At 38.8% G+C, this 17,900-nt stretch carries 19 protein-coding genes; 10 read left to right on the forward strand and 9 right to left on the reverse strand.

Annotation, left to right across the window (positions count from 1 at the left end; genetic code table 11):
- The first annotated feature begins 60 nt into the window (after positions 1–60).
- A complete protein-coding gene (locus AAHB15_RS00770) occupies positions 61–1,092 on the forward strand; it encodes a ThiF family adenylyltransferase (protein WP_342041574.1) in 1,032 nt (343 codons plus the stop codon).
- A 320-nt stretch (positions 1,093–1,412) separates the two neighbouring features.
- Here AAHB15_RS00770 and AAHB15_RS00775 read toward each other — a convergent pair whose 3' ends face one another.
- Positions 1,413–1,976 (reverse strand): DUF2777 domain-containing protein, encoded by a 564-nt coding sequence (locus AAHB15_RS00775; RefSeq protein WP_335573059.1) that lies wholly within the window; start codon positions 1,974–1,976, stop codon positions 1,413–1,415.
- A 238-nt stretch (positions 1,977–2,214) separates the two neighbouring features.
- Between AAHB15_RS00775 and asnB the strand changes: the two genes are divergently transcribed.
- Both asnB and AAHB15_RS00785 read left to right on the forward strand, forming a co-directional pair.
- Positions 2,215–4,062, forward strand: a complete 1,848-nt coding sequence (gene asnB, locus AAHB15_RS00780) for an asparagine synthase (glutamine-hydrolyzing) (RefSeq protein WP_342041575.1) — start codon at positions 2,215–2,217, stop codon at positions 4,060–4,062.
- Positions 4,063–4,189: 127 nt separating this feature from the next.
- Positions 4,190–5,695, forward strand: coding sequence for an alpha-amylase family glycosyl hydrolase (locus AAHB15_RS00785; RefSeq protein ID WP_342041576.1), 1,506 nt, complete (start codon positions 4,190–4,192; stop codon positions 5,693–5,695).
- A 33-nt stretch (positions 5,696–5,728) separates the two neighbouring features.
- On the opposite strand, the gene AAHB15_RS00790 is transcribed toward AAHB15_RS00785, so the two are convergent.
- Positions 5,729–6,601 (reverse strand): SDR family oxidoreductase, encoded by an 873-nt coding sequence (locus AAHB15_RS00790; RefSeq protein ID WP_342041577.1) that lies wholly within the window; start codon positions 6,599–6,601, stop codon positions 5,729–5,731.
- 153 nt (positions 6,602–6,754) lie between these two features.
- A complete protein-coding gene (locus tag AAHB15_RS00795; RefSeq protein WP_335573062.1) occupies positions 6,755–7,246 on the reverse strand; it encodes a YajQ family cyclic di-GMP-binding protein in 492 nt (163 codons plus the stop codon).
- 259 nt (positions 7,247–7,505) lie between these two features.
- On the opposite strand from AAHB15_RS00795, the gene AAHB15_RS00800 reads away from it, so the two are divergent.
- Positions 7,506–8,369 carry a CvfB family protein gene (locus tag AAHB15_RS00800; protein WP_335573063.1) on the forward strand — a complete coding sequence of 288 codons (864 nt, stop codon included), beginning with the start codon at positions 7,506–7,508 and terminating at the stop codon, positions 8,367–8,369.
- A gap of 72 nt (positions 8,370–8,441) precedes the next feature.
- Positions 8,442–8,573, forward strand: coding sequence for a DUF3941 domain-containing protein (locus AAHB15_RS00805; RefSeq protein WP_081810752.1), 132 nt, complete (start codon positions 8,442–8,444; stop codon positions 8,571–8,573).
- Between the two features lie 256 nt (positions 8,574–8,829).
- Here AAHB15_RS00805 and AAHB15_RS00810 read toward each other — a convergent pair whose 3' ends face one another.
- Positions 8,830–9,678 carry a DegV family protein gene (locus AAHB15_RS00810; protein WP_144567451.1) on the reverse strand — a complete coding sequence of 283 codons (849 nt, stop codon included), beginning with the start codon at positions 9,676–9,678 and terminating at the stop codon, positions 8,830–8,832.
- A gap of 119 nt (positions 9,679–9,797) precedes the next feature.
- On the opposite strand from AAHB15_RS00810, the gene AAHB15_RS00815 reads away from it, so the two are divergent.
- Positions 9,798–10,640 carry a YitT family protein gene (locus tag AAHB15_RS00815; protein ID WP_144567452.1) on the forward strand — a complete coding sequence of 281 codons (843 nt, stop codon included), beginning with the start codon at positions 9,798–9,800 and terminating at the stop codon, positions 10,638–10,640.
- A gap of 199 nt (positions 10,641–10,839) precedes the next feature.
- Here AAHB15_RS00815 and AAHB15_RS00820 read toward each other — a convergent pair whose 3' ends face one another.
- The 3 genes from AAHB15_RS00820 to AAHB15_RS00830 all read right to left on the reverse strand — a co-directional run bounded on the left by AAHB15_RS00820 (position 10,840) and on the right by AAHB15_RS00830 (position 12,117).
- Positions 10,840–11,025: a DUF3813 domain-containing protein gene (locus AAHB15_RS00820; RefSeq protein ID WP_098528332.1), complete on the reverse strand. Its 186-nt coding sequence runs from the start codon at positions 11,023–11,025 to the stop codon at positions 10,840–10,842.
- A gap of 1 nt (position 11,026) precedes the next feature.
- Positions 11,027–11,179, reverse strand: a complete 153-nt coding sequence (locus tag AAHB15_RS00825) for a hypothetical protein (protein ID WP_176541100.1) — start codon at positions 11,177–11,179, stop codon at positions 11,027–11,029.
- 128 nt (positions 11,180–11,307) lie between these two features.
- Complete coding sequence (locus tag AAHB15_RS00830; protein WP_335573065.1) at positions 11,308–12,117, reverse strand: Cof-type HAD-IIB family hydrolase; 810 nt, start codon at positions 12,115–12,117, stop codon at positions 11,308–11,310.
- Between the two features lie 307 nt (positions 12,118–12,424).
- On the opposite strand from AAHB15_RS00830, the gene AAHB15_RS00835 reads away from it, so the two are divergent.
- The 3 genes from AAHB15_RS00835 (at position 12,425) to AAHB15_RS00845 (ending at position 14,922) form a co-directional block, all read left to right on the forward strand.
- Complete coding sequence (locus AAHB15_RS00835; protein ID WP_098528334.1) at positions 12,425–12,733, forward strand: metal-sulfur cluster assembly factor; 309 nt, start codon at positions 12,425–12,427, stop codon at positions 12,731–12,733.
- Positions 12,734–12,743: 10 nt separating this feature from the next.
- The gene (locus AAHB15_RS00840; RefSeq protein ID WP_335573066.1) at positions 12,744–13,082 is read left to right on the forward strand and encodes a DsrE family protein; all 339 of its coding nucleotides are present in this window, start codon (positions 12,744–12,746) and stop codon (positions 13,080–13,082) included.
- 712 nt (positions 13,083–13,794) lie between these two features.
- Entirely contained in the window at positions 13,795–14,922 is a 1,128-nt protein-coding gene (locus tag AAHB15_RS00845; protein WP_342041578.1) for a TIGR04053 family radical SAM/SPASM domain-containing protein, read from the forward strand.
- A gap of 49 nt (positions 14,923–14,971) precedes the next feature.
- On the opposite strand, the gene AAHB15_RS00850 is transcribed toward AAHB15_RS00845, so the two are convergent.
- Positions 14,972–15,670, reverse strand: a complete 699-nt coding sequence (locus tag AAHB15_RS00850; protein WP_335573068.1) for a Crp/Fnr family transcriptional regulator — start codon at positions 15,668–15,670, stop codon at positions 14,972–14,974.
- A 319-nt stretch (positions 15,671–15,989) separates the two neighbouring features.
- On the opposite strand from AAHB15_RS00850, the gene moaA reads away from it, so the two are divergent.
- The gene (gene moaA / locus AAHB15_RS00855) at positions 15,990–17,006 is read left to right on the forward strand and encodes a GTP 3',8-cyclase MoaA (protein WP_342041579.1); all 1,017 of its coding nucleotides are present in this window, start codon (positions 15,990–15,992) and stop codon (positions 17,004–17,006) included.
- A 68-nt stretch (positions 17,007–17,074) separates the two neighbouring features.
- On the opposite strand, the gene ric is transcribed toward moaA, so the two are convergent.
- Complete coding sequence (gene ric, locus AAHB15_RS00860; protein WP_342041580.1) at positions 17,075–17,773, reverse strand: iron-sulfur cluster repair di-iron protein; 699 nt, start codon at positions 17,771–17,773, stop codon at positions 17,075–17,077.
- Positions 17,774–17,900: the final 127 nt, after the last annotated feature.

Genomic DNA, 17,900 nt, shown 5'->3' on the forward strand with positions numbered 1-17,900 from the left:
ATAAAAGTATATGAATCTATTACAGCTGGACTTGAATTGGGATAGAAAAGAGGGAGCACAATGAATGATTTATCACGGTATTCTAGACAAATCCTTTTTAAAGCGGTTGGAGAAGAGGGACAGAAGAAGATGCTGAAGGGCCGCGTTGCCATTATCGGGGCAGGTGCACTAGGTACTGTTATCGCCAATCATCTTGTCCGATCTGGGGTTGGGTACTTAAAGCTAATCGATCGAGATCTAGTGGAATGGTCTAATTTGCAACGGCAAATTCTTTATACGGAGGAAGATGCACGCATGCAGCTTCCAAAGGCCGTTGCTGCTCAAAAAAGGCTGTTAGGTATCAATTCTACTGTTACGGTGGATGCCGTTATTGCTGATTTAACTCTAGACAATGCCGAGGATCTATTATCAGGTATGGACGTAATTGTTGATGGAACTGATAATTTTATGACCCGTTTTTTAATTAATGATGTGGCAGTAAAGTATAGAATTCCGTGGGTACATGGAGCGGCAGTAAGTTCACGGGGGATGTTTGCTGTTATAAAACCAGGGGTAACTCCCTGTTATCGTTGTCTCTTCCCAAACGTTCCAAGCAGCAATGGAGAAACCTGTGATACTGTCGGGGTATTGTCACCATTAACCGATATCATCGGATCCTATCAGGCTATAGAAACCATTAAACTACTGTTAGGTGCAGAAACGACTCCTAATTTAGAACAAATTGATATTTGGGATCATTCATCCATGCAAATGGATATATCACAAGGAAAAAATCCTAATTGCCCTGCTTGCGCACAAGGCCAATTTGATTTTTTGGATCGCTCCTCAGGACATCAGGTTGCTTACACCACACTTTGCGGCCGTGACACAGTGCAAATTAGTCCGAGACATTCTAGAGAGTTGGAGTTAAAGAAGACAGCAGAGAATCTTCGGAAAAGTGGAAAAGTAACGGTTAACGAATTTTTACTTCGCTTTTCTTCGGGTGAAGAAGAAGTATCCATTGTAATCTTTAGAGATGCCCGGGTTCTAATTCATGGTACAAATGATATTGTAAAAGCAAAACAGCTGTATGCAAAGTACATAGGGAGTTAATAACAAAAGGCTGGGAGTATTCTCAGCCTTTTGTACAAAGATTAGAAGATATAAATTTCTACTTCGAGAACTGTCCAGCTCCAGGCGCCATCGGCTCGAGGTCACAAGCTTATCCAGTTGCGGCTCCTTGGGACGCAAGGTCTAAGCCACCCCCTGAAGAAGGCAAAAAAACGCCTTCTTACAGGGTGTGTCTTAGCCCAGAGTCCCAGAACAGTCGCCTCCACATTTAGATCAATCCGTCCACAAGGTTAAAGAACAACCTTTCGGCCGGCTCGTCTTGTGCTTGTCGCCGAAGTCTAAGCGCCTTGCGCTTTTCTTAGTTAGGATATCATTTTTTCAATCACTAGCCGTTTTCCGGTGTTTAATGTGAATTCAAACCGATCATTGACTTTTTCAAAGTAGCAAAAATGATGCTGAACATTACAAATTTGCTCCTGATTGTCAAAGACCATAAAATTCACCCCATCTTTTCGATTTTCGTCCGATAAAAAAGACAAATGGTTATAACAATAGATGCAATCATAAATCGAAAAATTCAAGGAATTTAGTGTCGTAACAAATTGGAAAAATGCGTCATCATTCACCCCATCCAAAAGGCGCTCAAGAGAGTAAATCAAGTGTTTTCTCATTCTAATGGTATCGTGATCACGAAGCATAATCGCTTCCTTCCCACAGTGAATTTTTCCGGGTTCACCCAATATCCCTTTCTTCCATCGGTTCAACCGGAAGACCTCAATTTCTTGATGAACGAAATCATCTAACATCGTTGCTTCTTCTGTTTCCTCATCGAAAAAAATCCATTGATCATTAATTTGTTCGACTGTACCTACATTGTAAGCTCGCTGTTGAAAATCATATAGTTTTAATCGTTGTTGTCGACTCATCACTAACCTCCGTACACAGTTGCTTTCCTTTTTCTTTTTTGACATCTTCCTGTCTTTTTAAACAATGGTTATTTCTAAAACGTAAGTATAAAAATTTTATCCAGAAGAATCCGCGTTCCAGGCGGCAATTTATACCATTCTAATTAGGACAATTAACCATTTAATCTGGGCTGAATAGTATAGAGCATGTAATACCTGTTCAGTTATTCATATCTATTTGTAAGGGAGTGAGATGCGAATGTGCGGAATCTCAGGATGGGTTGATTTTAATAAAGCGATAAAAAACGAAACAGAAACCCTTGTAAAAATGGTGAATACATTAGCAAAAAGAGGTCCGGATGAAACAAATATATGGCATGATACACACGCCGGTTTTGGACATAAAAGGCTAATTGTGGTTGATCCTGAAGGTGGAAGACAGCCAATGACCAAACACAAAGAGGGTTATGATTACACCATTTGCTACAATGGGGAATTATACAACACTGAAGATATTCGCAAAATCCTTCTTACTAAAGGATATTCGTTTAAAGGCCATTCTGATACAGAAGTTCTGTTAACAGCCTATATAGAATGGGCGGAAGAGTGCGTAAATCATTTAAATGGTATCTATGCCTTCGCCATTTGGGACCCAAAAAGGGAACAACTCTTTATCGGACGTGATCGTCTAGGGGTCAAACCGTTATTTTTCACAGAACGCCAAAAAGGGATCATATTTGCCTCAGAAATTAAGGCGATTTTAGCTCACCCGGATATCAAAACCGAAATCACTCATGAGGGACTGGCGGAGGTCCTTGGAGTAGGTCCATCAAGAACACCGGGATCAGGTATTTTCAAGGGAATGAAAGAACTACGGCCTGCCCATGCTTTAACTTTTTCACGAAACGGCTTAAAGATTTGGCGTTATTGGAATGTAAAAAGTGAGGAACATAAAGAAGATGTGGAAGAAACAGCAGAGAAGGTCCGCTATTTAGTGACGGATGCTGTCACAAGACAGCTAGTTTCCGATGTACCACTATGTACCTTTTTATCTGGCGGTCTCGATTCCAGTATCATTACAGCAATTGCTGCAAAAGGATTTGAAGAACAAGGAAAGGGACAGCTTCATACTTATTCGATTGACTATGAAGGAAACGACCAGTATTTCACCTCGAATGAATTCCAGCCGGATGCAGATGGAAAATTCATTCAAATGATGACAGAAAAGTTCGCTACCCAGCACCATAACAAGACCATCTCACAAGCACAATTAGTTCATGACCTAGTAGAGGCCACTGCCGTTAGAGATTTTCCTGGAATGGCCGATGTTGATTCCTCCTTGCTTTGGTTTTGTAAAGAAATTAAAAAGGACTTTGTTGTTAGTTTGTCTGGCGAATGTGCAGATGAAATTTTCGGTGGATATCCATGGTTTCATCGTAAACAGGATTTAGAGCGGCCAGGATTTCCTTGGATGCGTTCGGTAAATGAGCGGCAAAATCTGCTGAAGCCGTATTGGCGTGATCAACTAAAATTAAGTGAATTTTGTATGAAACAGTATCAACAGGCCATAGCAGAAACACCAAAATTGGAAGGCGAAAGCTTTGAAGAAGCCAAGCGAAGAGAATTATTTTATATCAATATGACTTGGTTTATGACCACATTACTCGATCGAAAAGACAGAATGAGTATGGGGGCCAGCCTTGAGGTAAGGGTTCCATTTGCTGATCATCGTCTTGTAGAATATTTGTGGAATATCCCTTGGGACATGAAAATGTATCGCGGCAGAGAAAAAGGACTTCTTCGTAAAGCATTTGAAGGAATCCTGCCAGAGGAGGTTCTTTATCGGAAGAAAAGCCCGTATCCAAAAACCCATAATCCGGAATATACAGCTGCTATACAAAAATGGATGGAGACGATATTACAGGATAAATCTTCAATATTACATGAATTTTTCCAAAAGGACCAGCTCCAAAGTATTGTAGAGACCGGCGGGAATTCATTCAAAGAGCCATGGTTCGGTCAGCTTATGACAGGGCCGCAATTATTAGCCTATCTTGTGCAGTTCCATACATGGTTTAAGGACTATGATATTAATATAGTGAATTAGGTTTTAATCTTTAAAGTACGCTTAATCTAAAAATAATTATTAAAATTTGGAATAAAAGCGGTATTAGATTAAAATGTTTATTGGAAGAGGAATCCTTACCTCTTCCTTTTTTAAGGAGGAAAAAGCCGTGAAAAAAATAACGCTCTTATTATTAACCTTTTTGCTGTGCTCATCTTTTCCTGCCCATGCAGAGATAAAAAAAGAAAACCGCTTATGGCAGGATGAATCCATTTACTCGCTTATGATAGACCGCTTTAATGATGGGGATATAAAAAATGATTTGGATGTAAATGCAAAAGATCCCTTAGCGTATAATGGCGGTGATTTTCAGGGGATCATTGACAAATTAGATTACATACATGAGATGGGATTTACAGCGATACGGTTAACTCCCATCTTTGATAATACCAAAAATGGCTATCATGGTTATTGGGTAAAGGATTTTTATAGAACCGATGAGCATTTTGGAACAATCAAGACCTTTCAGAAGCTTGTGAAAGAAGCTCATAAACGGAAAATGAAGGTGATTATCGATTTTGTCGCCAATAATACCGCTGCCGATCACCCATGGGTAAGTGATCCTTCCAAAAAGAACTGGTATCATCCAAAACAGAATATGGACAATGGGACTAAAAGCTGGGTAGATGGCTTGCCTGACCTAAATCAGGACAATCCTGAAGTGAATAAATATCTGATTGATGCCGCAAAATGGTGGATTAACAAAACGAATATTGATGGGTATAGCCTGCCTGAGCTCAATCAGATTCCATTAAGTTTCTGGACTGATTTTTCAAAAGCAGTAAAGAAAGAGAAGAAGGACTTTTTGTTAATGGGTGTTCCAACAGAAGATGCTGCAATCGATGCGGCGAAGTATCAAAACGCTGGAATTGACAGCGTATTTGATTATACCAAAAGCAAGAAATTAAGAGAGGCGTTTGCCACCACAAATCAATCGTTTTCTGATTTGAACTCTGTTTCAGGTCAAGATGGTAAACCAGAATTAATGGTGAATTTTTTGGATAATGAGTATACGATAAGATTTACGTCTGACATTGTGGATAAACGGCAATATCCAGGTTCACGGTGGAAAACAGCGTTGACATACCTTTACACAACCCCGGGAATTCCTATTTATTACTATGGAACGGACATTGCCTTGATAGGCGGAAAAACTCCTGATAACCGCAGGCAAATGAACTTCCGAACCGAGAAGGACCTGATTGACTTTACAACCAAGCTGGCTGAATTAAGAAATAAGCTTCCATCCTTAACAAGAGGGAACATGGAAATGCTTTATGACAAAGGCGGTATGGTTGTATATAAGCGTGTCTATAAAGGAGAAACAGCGATTATTGCGATCAATAATTCCACAAAATCACAAAAGGTTGTTTTAACAGACGAGCAATTAGCTGCTGATAAGGAACTTCGTGGTTTACTTGGCGGGGATTTAGTCCGCAGTCACAAGAATGATTACATCCTTATCATAGACCGCGACAATTCGGAAATCTATGTCCTCGCTGATAAAAGCGGGATTAACATTACCTTTATTGCTGCTTTAGTCGGTGTGGTCATCTTAACGTTAATCTTCTTATTATTCATAATTAAACGTGGGAAAAAAATGAGAGTAGAATAATTGTAATCGGCGGAAGATATTCCGCCGATTTTTTTAACCATTTACGATAGTACCCCCGTTTACGTGGATCATCTGTCCACTAACATAGGAGGCGTCATCTGAGGCTAGGTATACGTAACTTGGGGCGAGTTCATGCGGTTGTCCCGCTCTGCCCAGCGGTGTATTTCCTCCAAAGGCTGCAACCTGATCCTCAGGAAAAGTGGAAGGGATCAGTGGCGTCCAAATCGGACCCGGAGCGACACCGTTCACACGGATTCCCTGTTTTGCCAAGGACATCGCCAATGAGCGTGTAAAGGAGACAATCGCCCCTTTAGTAGCGGAATAGTCTAATAATTGTTCGTTTCCATGATAAGCTGTGATGGAAGCCGTATTAATGATGGATGCTCCTTTTTTTAAATGAGGCAGAGCCATTTTTGTCATATAAAAGAAGGAAAAGATATTAGTTCGAAAAGTTTTTTCCAACTGTGTTGAGGTAATATCTAATAAGCTTTTTTGTGGGTGCTGCTCGGCTGCATTGTTGACGAGAATATCAAGTTTTTGAAACTCGTTAATCGTTTTGTCTAAAATATCCTTACAGGTATCTTCGGACCCAATATCACCAGAGAAAAGGAGACAACGGCGGCCTTCCGCTTCAATAAGCTGCTTAGTTTCCTCTGCATCTTGATGTTCTTCTAGATAAACAATCGCGACATCAGCCCCTTCTTTTGCAAAATAAATCGCAACAGATTTTCCAATGCCGCTGTCACCTCCCGTAATAATCGCAGTTTTACCTGCTAATTTCCCACCTGGTTTATAATTAGGATCGACCGAAACCGGGCGAGGATTCATCTCACTCTCTACCCCAGGCTGGTGATTCTGATGCTGTGGTGGAAAGGTTTGTTTTTGTTGATTTTGATTATTACTCATTCTCGTAACCTCCCAATGTATTTAGTCACTGTTAGTGTGAGAAAAAAGGGCCCAATTCATGAACAAAATAAAAAAGGCAAAGGAAGATTTTCCTTACGCCTTTAATATTACCCGCGACTACGAGTAGTAAAACCCCACACTTCTGAGATTTTATTATCGATAATTTATAAATTGAACATCAATACTAAGGTCAGCTTCACGGACTAAAGAAATAATTTTTTGCAAATCGTCTCGGCTTTTGCCGCTTATACGCACTTGATCGTCTTGCACCTGGCTCTTTACTTTAACACCACTATTTTTAATAATGGTATTAATTTTCTTAGCGTTGTCCTTATCGATTCCCTGGACTAGTTTCGCCCGTTGTCGGACAGTACCGCCTGATGCTTTTTCGATTTTACCATAATCTAAGTTTTTAACTGGCACGCCACGCTTAATTAATTTACTAAATAAGACATCCTTTAATTGGTCCATTTTATATTCATCATCTGAAACAAGAACAAGTTCTTCTTTATCAAGTGATACTTCACTTTTACTGCCTTTAAAGTCATAACGGGTCGCAATTTCTTTCATGGTTTGAGTGATTGCATTGGTGACTTCAGAAAAGTCTACTTTGGATACAATATCAAATGAGCTGTCTTTAGACATTAGCCATACCTCCAATTAATTGATACATTCCCTGCTAAAGTTTCCCTTTACGGGTACATTATAGTAAAATATAGCAGTTCAAACAAGTAAGAAAAGCGAAAGCGCCTTGAACAGGGGCGACAGGCATAAGACGAGCCGGCGGGAAGGTTGTTCTTTAACCTTTTCGACGGATTGGCTTATGACCCCGAGCCCCTAGGCGCTGTAGCTAGACAAGAAGAAAAGCGGAAGCGCCTTAAATAGAAAAAAGGAGTTAGAATAGATGTCTTTAACTGAACTTATTGGTCAAACTGCAACATTAAACGTAGCCCGAATTACGGACTTTGGTTATTTCTTATCTGATGGTAATGAGGATGTTTTATTGCATAAAAATCAAGCACAACAAGAATTGGCGGAAGGGGATGAGGTAGAGGTCTTTTTATTTACGGATTCTCAAGGAAGAATTTCCGCATCCATGACAATACCGGAGCTTGCTGTTGGTACTTATGCCTGGGTCAAAGTGACAGATACAAATCCAAAAATTGGTGTATTTTTAAACATCGGTCTCCCAAAGGATATTTTGTTAGGTGCAGACGATCTACCTGCTCACCAGTCAGTATGGCCGAAGGTAGGGGATATGGTTTATATTACTTTAAGGGTAAATCGTAGTAACTTGCTTTATGCACGGTTGGCGAGTGACCAGGTAATCCAATCCATCTCGATTGAAGCAACGAGAAAGGATTTTAACAAGAATATACAAGGGCATATTTATCGAACCGCCAAGGTCGGCAGCTGGGTTTACACAATTGAGGGATTTAAAGGATTTATTCATGAATCGCAACGCATGGTCGAGCCTCGTTTAGGTCAAAAGGTTGAGGGGCGGATTATTGACGTTAAGGAAGATGGAACGATCAACGTATCGTTATTGGGGAGAAAAGAAGAATCGCAAGATTTAGATGCAGAAAAAATCTACGAATATTTGATGAGCCGTAATGGTGCGATGCCATATAACGATAAAAGTGCGCCTGAAGATATCCAAGAACGTTTTAGCCTAAGTAAAGGGGCATTTAAGCGGGCATTAGGAAAGTTATTGAAAGAAGGAAAGGTCTATCAGGAAGGAAGTTGGACCTACGCAAAAAAAGATTAAGGTTTACTTACATACTCTTTTTCTAAATGACAGACAATAAGTCTTGCAAGAAATTTAGAAAGGAGTAAGGATATGCCGCACACTTCTGATAACGATAAAAAAGCACAGGACAATAACGCCTTACGACATGAAAAAAATATGATGCGAGAAAAAAATCGTCAAGCAGGAAAAAATCAATACTCAAAGAAAACAGATCACAAGTAAGAAAAGCGGAAGCGCCTTGAACAGGGAAAAAGTAGTTCATTTTTTCCTGTTCAAGGATACAGACGAGCCGGCGAAAAGGCTGCTCTTTAGCCTTCTTCAGGGGGTGGCTTATGTCTCGAGTCCCAAGGAGCCGCAACTGGATAAGCTTATGACCCCGTGCCCCTAGGCGCTGCAGCTAGACAATTCTCAAAGTCAATTTTTATACTTCTTAATAAAGAAAGAGCGGGAGACCCCCGCTCTTTTTTCAAATTCAGATTTAATTTAAAAAGAAAATAGAAATCGTTCCCGGGCCTGTATGGGATCCAATTGCTGAGCCGATGGAAGAGATATATACTTCCTTAGGTTGGAACTCATTGATAATCATCTCTTTTACTTGTAGGGCAGTTTCTTCAGTATCTGCGTGACTAATACCGATGACTTGTTCATTCAAACTTGAGCTCCGTTCTTTCATAATTTCAATAATCCGGCGGAAGACTTTCTTTTGCCCTCTTATTTTTTCAATCGGAACAAGTTTTCCATCCTCCATATTTAAAATCGGCTTAATATTTAGCAATCCGCCTAAGAATGCAGAGGCCTTAGAAACCCTGCCGCCTTTTGCCAAATAATCTAAATCCTCAACCGTAAATATATGCTCCATATGTTCACATCTAAATCTGACATCCGCTAAAATTTCCTCTTTGTTTGCACCATGAAGAGCAAGTTTAGCAGCCTCTATGACAATGAGACCCACTCCAAGCGAGGCACACTTTGTATCAACAATAGTTAATTGAAAGTTTGGATATTTTTCCTTAACTTGGTCAAGAATCATAACAGCAGTTGAATATGTACCAGATAACTCAGAGGAAAAGGCCAAATAAATTCCCTCTTCATTTTTTTCAGCCATTTCGGTGAAAACTTCCTCAAATAAAAGGGGGGAAACCTGAGAGGTCTTAGGGACAACTCCACTTCTAATCGCATTATAAACAGTTTTAGGATCAATTGTTTTTACATCTTCATAGTCTTGGTCATTAATTTGAACCTTAAGTGGGAATAATATAACATTATTTTCCTTATAAAAACTTAATGGCAAATCACATGCACTGTCAGCAAGTATTTTTACTGTCATAAGCTCACCTGCTTTCCAATCATATCTTTAATTACAGTTTATCGGTTTCATCTTTAAATTACAATTTCTAAATGAAGAAGTATTCAGTTCGTAAATTCAATGAGTTAGGGGGAGTTCCATTGCTTTGGCTCCAAACTAAAAAAATCGTGATTGTTATTGCTGGTGCATTCATAAATGCGCTCGCCATGAATCTATTTCTTATTCCGGCAAATGTTTATTCCAGCGGTTTTACTGGTGTTGCTCAATTACTCTCAAAGGTACTTAGCGATTATACACCAATTAATGTTTCAATGGGTTTTTTATTGCTTTTATTAAATATTCCGGTTGCCATTCTCGGTTGGAAAAAGGTCGGGAAATCATTTACCGTATACAGCTTTATTAGTGTTTTGCTTACTTCCTTATTTCTTTCTCTGATTCCCATAAAGCAAGTTTCACATGATATTTTACTCAATGCTGTTTTTGGAGGAGTTATTCTGGCAATCGGGGTAGGTATCACATTAAAATGGGGTGCCTCAACTGGTGGGGTAGACATTATAGCAATGGTTCTTTCGCGGATGAAGGACAAGCCTGTTGGTCCATATATGTTTGTCTTAAATGGGGTAATCATTATTACGGCTGGTTTCCTTTATGGCTGGGAAAAAGCGCTCTATACTTTAGTTACCTTATATACTTCTACTAGGGTAATTGATGCGATTCATACCAGACACGCTAAATTAACAGCTATGATTGTTACAAAAAAGGCCGATGAAATGAAAAAGGCCATTCATGCTTCTCTTGTAAGGGGAATTACGATGATTCCGGCTAAAGGTGCCTTTTCAAATGAAACAAGAGAAATGCTGATGATTGTCATAACTCGATATGAACTGTTTGATTTAGAACGGATTATTCAGGAGGTCGATCCTAATGCCTTTACGAACATTGTTCAAACTACAGCAGTTTATGGGTTTTTTCGAAGAGAATAATGACGGGCGGGTACACAAGGTTTGTTCTTAATACCGTTGATGTCTTTCATAAACAGGAATGAAGGACACTTTGGTACTGAGCAATTCAAATTTAGTCCTTCATAGGTTGTGCTCTTGAAATTGAAACTAAACAAACTTATCAATGAGCAAGCGCCCGTTTTAGCGACTAGTGTCGGCACTAAAACGGGCGCTTTTGCTACTATCTAATCTGATCTAGCTCTTGTTGCATTTGTTGGAGCTGGGCTTGTTCTGCTACAGTCGAATTGGCATAAGCAGAACTAAGTGCATTCTTTGCTTTCGCGACCGCAGAATCAAGGTCAGCAGGGTTGGCAGATTTCGCCATCTCCACAAATCTTCTGGCTTCCTGGAACAATTGGTTTCCCATGTTATATTCCTCCAAGCGAGGATTCATGCACATTGGCCATTTTCTGAGCTTCCGCTTCAGCATAGGTCATGTGATAAGGAATACGTGCAGCATGCTGGCTGACAGTATCTACTCCTTGTTGGACAAAGCGTTTTGATTTGTTTCGTTTACCCATTCGAATCCCTCCAATATGCTCAAAGCTAAGATTGAAACAGCTTTGCTGCCTCAAAACTAGTATGCACATCTATTCCCCGGTTCATTTAGGTAAACAATGGCGAAAATCTGAATTTTAAGTTTGTCCTTTTATAAATTTAACAAATCTGCTATATATTCTCCAACACCGTCTTCCTCATTGCTATGGGTGACATCCTTTGCGATATTTTTTACTTGGTCAATCGCATTGCCCATCGCAATTCCGTGGCCCGCAAACTCAAGCATCTCTAAATCATTGTCCTCGTCACCAAATGCCACAACTCTTTCAGCAGGAATTCCGTAATAGTCAGCTGCTTTTTTCAGACCAACGGCCTTATTCAAACCACTTCTAATAATTTCAATTACATGCCATGGTGCTGCCCAACTGCGCTGTTCAATGACTTCGGCATGAATAGCCGATAAGTGATCGCGAATTTTCTGAAGCTGATCTTCTTCTGTATGAATAAGCAAACTTGTTGGTGAATCAGTTAAATAGTTCGCTAAATCTCCTGTAGTAATCCTAGGGTTACCGTAGTTAAAAATCTCTAAAAGCTTTTCATCATGATAATGGAAATAAACATCATCCATTACCTCAGCAATAATATTGTGAAATTGAAAGCTTCTACATGCATCTACAATGTCTTTTGCTACCTTAACATCGAGCGGCTCATGATAGAAACCCCAATTTTGGTCAAGCGGATGATGTGTAAATGCTCCATTAAAATTAACAATTGGGGTATCCAATTTTAATTCGTGATAATACATTTCACTAGAACGGTATGGCCTACCTGTTGCAATCATTACGATATGACCTTCTGCTTTTGCTTTTTCAATCACTTCCTTATTTCTAAAGGAAATGGTTTTATCATCTTTTAACAATGTCCCATCTAAGTCTAATGCAATTAAATGTTTCTCCGCCACGTGGACACCTTCTTTTTTAAAAATTTAATCAATAATGCGTTGGTTTAGAAAAAATTTATTCAACATGATACACTACTTATGAGTTTCATTTGAAAAATGAGGATAAATATTCCTATAATTACTATGTTAACAATTTAATAGCCAAACTGTAAAAAAATTCACACCAACTTGTTGTTAAAAAAGATATACTTGTTTTACTTAATTGCTTTAGGTTAAAGTTTACCATAAGTGAATAGGTGAGCCAAAAGCAGTGCAAGGTAGTTTTAAGAGTTTATCTAAAAAAGGTGAAATTAAGGAGTGTTACCATATGAATGAAGAATTAAAAGATAATATAATGGGCGCATTAGAGCTTGTTATCGACCCCGAGTTGGGAGTAGATATCGTGAATTTAGGCTTAGTATATGATGTTGATATGAACGAAGAGGGATTGGTTACTGTAACCATGACTTTAACTGCAATGGGTTGTCCGCTGGCTGGTACCATTGTTGATCAAGTAAAACGATCATTGGCAGATATTCCTGAAATTAAAGATACGGATGTTAATATTGTTTGGAATCCACCATGGAACAAAGATATGATGTCACGCTACGCAAAAATTGCCTTAGGAATCCGTTAAAGGTATAGATATGAAAAATAAAGTTATTTTGGTAAGCTCTAATCAACTTGGCAGGGGCGACCAATCAATTGGTGAAAATATTCTGGAAACTTTTTTCACGCTCCTTAAGCAAAAGGAAGAACTTCCTGTGGCTGTTTTTTGTATGAACAGCGGTGTGTTAACGATGACAGAGGAATCATTTGTTTCCGTCCATTTGCAGGAACTAGAGGAAAAAGGTGTCGATATTTTAGCATGTAAAACTTGTGCGGACCACTATGAGGCAGCGGATCGTTTAGTGGTCGGAAAAATTAGTGGTATGGCAGACTTTGTAGATTTAGCATCTAAGTATAATGTCTTAACTATATCTTAAACAGTAGATAATATAGTGGGTAGGAGAAACACACGGTATTCTTCAGGAATATATCGTGTGTTTTTTGTTGTTATCCTACCTGTGGGTTCATATAGATTGGATTAACTGGCACAATTCCTAAAATTTAGGCTCATTTAGACAGTCGCAGCTGGAAATTTGCTAAGTGAGTCCGAATGGATGATATTGTTATCCGCAAGTTGGAGTTGCTTTCCGCAAGTTGGAGTTGCTTTCCGCAAGTTGGAGTTGCTTTCCGCAAGTTGGAGTTGCTTTCCGCAAGTTGGAGTTGCTTGCCGCAAGTTGGAGTTGCCTTCCGCAAGTTGGAGTTGCTTATCCGCAAAAAGGGGTAGGCTATCCGCAAAAAGGGATAGGCTATCCGCAAGTGGCGGCCTCATATCCGCAAGTAAATTTGCATTTCGCAAATAGGAGTTGCTTATCCGCAAAAAAGGGTAGGCTATCCGCAAGTGGCGGCCTCATATCCGCAAGTAAATTCGCATTTCGCCAAATAGGAGTTGCTTATCCGCAAAAAGGGATAGGCTATCCGCAAGTTGTAGCCTCATATCAGCAAGTTAATATACTTTATTTTCGTCACAAAAGATACACATATCATTTCCCTCATGTGAGATAGTTCACTTTTTTATAATATAAACAACATTATAATACAGTTAATCAATGCTGTTTGAATTTAAAATAGCAGATTGAGGGGGAGTTTTAAGTGTCTTTTAATCGTGATTTTAATAAAGATCCGTTTATTGTAATCTGGGAACTAACACGTGCCTGTCAGCTAAAATGTTTGCATTGCCGTGCAGATGCCCAGTATACACGCGATCCACGTGAACTAACTTTTGAAGAAGGTAAAAATTTAATCGATCAAATATATAATATGAATAACCCTATCTTGGTCTTTACAGGCGGAGACCCTTTAATGAGAGAGGATATCTTTGATATTGCTAAATATGCAGTCCAAAAGGGAGTCCGTGTATCCATGACTCCAAGTGCCACTCCAAATGTAACAAAAGAAGCAATCGAAAAAGCAAAAGAGGTGGGACTGTCACGCTGGGCCTTTAGCATTGATGGACCTACTGCAGAGATACATGATCATTTTCGCGGAACGGCAGGTTCATTTGATTTAACAATGGAACGAATTAAGTACCTGCATGAGCTCGAAATTCCTATTCAGATAAATACTGTCATTTCAAGATATAATGTTGAATACTTGGAAGAAATGGCTAAAATGGTTGAGGATTTGAATTGTGTACTTTGGAGTGTCTTTTTCCTCGTACCAACAGGCCGAGGCCAAGTAACAGATATGATATCACCTGTGGAGCATGAAAAGGTATTGAGGTGGCTGTATGACCTAAGCAAGCGTGTGACTTTCGATATCAAAACCACTGAGGCTATGCACTACCGCCGGGTCGTCATACAGCAAAAAATGCGTGAAGCGCATACACAGACGGATGAAATTGATTATTTAAGTGCTCTGACTGAAAAAGGCCTAACAGGTTCGATTGATGGACTTGGACGCGCCCCTAAAGGTGTAAATGACGGGAACGGCTTTGTGTTTATATCACATATTGGCGATGTCTATCCAAGTGGACTTTTACCAGTAAAAGCAGGGAATGTCAGGGAAACGCCATTAGCAGAAATTTATCGGGAATCCCCTATCTTCAAGGCTTTAAGAAATCCAGATGGATTTAAAGGAAAGTGCGGCGTGTGTGAGTTCCGTTATGTTTGCGGCGGTTCAAGGTCAAGAGCCTATGCAATGACAGGAGATTACCTTGAGAGTGAACCATTCTGTGTTTATATTCCTAAAGCATTAAGAGAAAAAAAGGAACAAAGATAAACTATAAAACAAGAGGCTGCCTCATAACAGAGACAGCCTTGAAATTAGTCTATTCAATATTGCAATATACTGCAGAACAGTTTTCACAGCCAATTTCATCCTTTAAATATTGCAAATCTAAGATGGAGATTTTGCCTTTTTTAATAGAGATTTTTTTATCTCGTTTTAATTCACTTAAAATTCGATTTGTACTTTCGCGGGATGTACCGCAAAAATTAGCAAGCTCTTGATTGGTTAGAGGTAGATCAATTAAAATTTCCTGAGCCCTTTGTATGCCATAACTATTGGACATCCTGATTAAGGTTGAGAATAAGGCACCGCGTTTGCCGTTCAAAACGAGATCACGGAATTTGGTTTGAGTTTTACGGAAATGGTCACTCATCCATTTCATAAATTCAAACGCAAGCTTACTGTTTTGAAAAATTTCACTTTCAATAATATCTTTATTAATGGCGACAATTTCGCCTTCTTCAAGTACTTTTGCACTTAGTAAATATCTAGGATTATCTGTGAATAAGGTTAATTCTCCGCAAATATCGTTTGCTCCGCAAATTCTTAAGGAAAGTTCACGGCCGTCGGATGTAATTTTACTGATTTGAATTTTACCGGAGAGAATAATGTAAAGCTCTTCTGCCACCATTCCTTCTTGAAAAAGAAAAGTTCCTCTTTCACTTTTAAATTTCCGATCAGCAAATGTAAGTAATTCTTTTATTTCAATTGAATGAGTTGGTTTCATTGGCAAAGTCATTTCTTTCACCTCTTAGTTATTTATAAACGAGTCTAATTCCGTATTTTTAGTTTGTAATCTAATTTTAACTGATGACTGGTTCATAAAACGGAGTAAACCATGACAATATAGTGAAAACCTAAGTGATTTATAAAATATTTGAACTTGTATGAAATTGTAGAACATCTTTTCCAAAACAACCGTTTATTCAATTAGAAACATCTGTTAAGATTAGAATAAATAAAATGTTTGTTAATAGTGAATAAAATAACAGTCTTTTCCTTGTAATCCTGTTACACTTATCAAATAAGCTTCCTTTAATATAATGGAGTTGATGTAAATGGAAAAAACCATTATTAAAGATAAATTAAACAGACCTTTACATGACTTACGAATTTCAGTCATTGACCGATGCAACTTTCGTTGTCAGTACTGTATGCCTGCAGAGAAATTCGGACCTGATTTTGAATTTCTTCCTAGAAGTGCATTATTAACCTATGAGGAAATAGAACGGCTGGGAAAAATATTCGTCCAATTAGGTGTTGAGAAAATACGTCTGACTGGTGGTGAACCACTCCTTCGTAAGGATTTGCCTCTTCTTGTAGAAAAGCTTTCAGCAATCGAAGGGCTTAGTGATATCGGGTTAACAACAAATGGAGTGTTGCTGCCGAAATTGGCCAATGACTTAAAGGCAGCTGGTCTTAAAAGAGTAAATGTCAGCCTTGATACGTTAAACGATGAATTGTTCGGTCAGATTAATGGACGTGGAGTTGGGACCGCCCCCGTGTTGGAAGGCATAGAGGCAGCTAAACAGGCTGGTCTCGGGGTCAAAATCAATATGGTTGTTAAAAAGGGCTTAAATGATACAGAAATTATCCCAATGGCGGAATATTGTAAAAAACATAGCCTGGAATTGCGTTATATTGAATTTATGGATGTGGGATCAACAAATGGCTGGAAAATGGATGATGTAGTGACAAAAAAGCAGATTTATCATTTGCTCAAGGAACATTTCGAGCTCGAACCAGTTGGTCCTGCATACTTTGGTGAGGTAGCCAAGCTCTATAAATATACAGATAAGGATGTTAATGTCGGTTTTATTACGTCTGTTTCTGAGTCATTCTGCTCCAGCTGTACTCGGTCAAGACTGTCTGCAAATGGACAACTTTTCACCTGCTTGTTTAATGGCAATGGTCATGATATTCGAAATTTCATGAGAAATGGAGCAACGGATGAGCAAATAACCGAGCGGATTACGGCGATATGGAATGGCCGGGATGACAGATATTCAGATAAAAGAACAGCGGAAACCAATAAAAATCGTAAAAAAATTGAAATGTCCTATATTGGCGGATAACTCTCTTTTAAAAAGAGGGTTATTTTTTTACAAAAAAACAACCCGCTGTGTAAGCGGGTTGACTTCAATTAGCTTGAAAATCTTGGGAATAAAATGTTGTTTTCAAGATGCACATGCATAAAGGTTAAGCCTTCCAATGCTTCTAAACGGGCATAAACTAAACGGTAAGTACCACAGGCATCTGCAGGAAGGGCAAAGTCAGAGGTAACTGCTCGGATTTTTCGTAAAATTTCTCCTGCATGGTCATGTTCTTTTTCAAGCTCGACAATCATCTTGATGGTTTCCTCAGGATTTGGAGCAGTACCATCCGCAAGCTGCTTAATAAGTGGGAACACAATTTCTTCTTCTTTTGCCATATGCTCAAGCAGTTCCTTTTTAAACTCATAAAAAAGCTCATTCATTTTAATAAGTTCGGGATGGTGTTCACCGTGAACGCGTGAAACCTTAGTAACATATTGGCTCAACATTGCTAATTCTTCTTCAGAAACACGATGGTAATTATTAATAACATGATTAATAATGGTATAGGAGTCTGAGCCTGTCCACACATCTACATTTTTCTCAGTGTTTTCATACTTTTCAAAGACATCTTTTAATTCTTCTATGATTTTGTTAACTTTTAGCCCGTTTTGTTCTGCAGCTTGTGATAGTGGGATATTTCCCCCACAGCAAAAATCAATTCGGTTCTTCTTAAATATATCACTTGCTTTTGGAAGTTCGTTAACAATATCTCTTACTAATGAATTGGCTGTTATGGTGAAAGTCATGATAATTCCTCCTAAAGATAAGGTAAGTTATTTATGACTTAAGCATAATAGAAATATTGAATATTAAAGGTGACCTGTATCACACATTGGCTATGTTTTTTTCTTTTTCGTCTAATTTGTGACATTT

The sequence above is a fragment of the Bacillus sp. OTU2372 genome, from assembly GCF_038440275.1.
GTDB lineage: Bacteria > Bacillota > Bacilli > Bacillales > Cytobacillaceae > Neobacillus > Neobacillus bataviensis_B.

Coding starts and splice junctions, on each gene's coding strand:
- AAHB15_RS00770 (WP_342041574.1), top strand. CDS start 61: ATGAATGATTTATCACGGTATTCTAGACAAATCCTTTTTAAAGCGGTT.
- AAHB15_RS00775 (WP_335573059.1), bottom strand. CDS start 1,976: ATGAGTCGACAACAACGATTAAAACTATATGATTTTCAACAGCGAGCT.
- asnB (WP_342041575.1), top strand. CDS start 2,215: ATGTGCGGAATCTCAGGATGGGTTGATTTTAATAAAGCGATAAAAAAC.
- AAHB15_RS00790 (WP_342041577.1), bottom strand. CDS start 6,601: ATGAGTAATAATCAAAATCAACAAAAACAAACCTTTCCACCACAGCAT.
- AAHB15_RS00795 (WP_335573062.1), bottom strand. CDS start 7,246: ATGTCTAAAGACAGCTCATTTGATATTGTATCCAAAGTAGACTTTTCT.
- AAHB15_RS00800 (WP_335573063.1), top strand. CDS start 7,506: ATGTCTTTAACTGAACTTATTGGTCAAACTGCAACATTAAACGTAGCC.
- AAHB15_RS00805 (WP_081810752.1), top strand. CDS start 8,442: ATGCCGCACACTTCTGATAACGATAAAAAAGCACAGGACAATAACGCC.
- AAHB15_RS00810 (WP_144567451.1), bottom strand. CDS start 9,678: ATGACAGTAAAAATACTTGCTGACAGTGCATGTGATTTGCCATTAAGT.
- AAHB15_RS00820 (WP_098528332.1), bottom strand. CDS start 11,025: ATGGGAAACCAATTGTTCCAGGAAGCCAGAAGATTTGTGGAGATGGCG.
- AAHB15_RS00825 (WP_176541100.1), bottom strand. CDS start 11,179: ATGGGTAAACGAAACAAATCAAAACGCTTTGTCCAACAAGGAGTAGAT.
- AAHB15_RS00835 (WP_098528334.1), top strand. CDS start 12,425: ATGAATGAAGAATTAAAAGATAATATAATGGGCGCATTAGAGCTTGTT.
- AAHB15_RS00840 (WP_335573066.1), top strand. CDS start 12,744: ATGAAAAATAAAGTTATTTTGGTAAGCTCTAATCAACTTGGCAGGGGC.
- AAHB15_RS00850 (WP_335573068.1), bottom strand. CDS start 15,670: ATGACTTTGCCAATGAAACCAACTCATTCAATTGAAATAAAAGAATTA.
- moaA (WP_342041579.1), top strand. CDS start 15,990: ATGGAAAAAACCATTATTAAAGATAAATTAAACAGACCTTTACATGAC.
- ric (WP_342041580.1), bottom strand. CDS start 17,773: ATGACTTTCACCATAACAGCCAATTCATTAGTAAGAGATATTGTTAAC.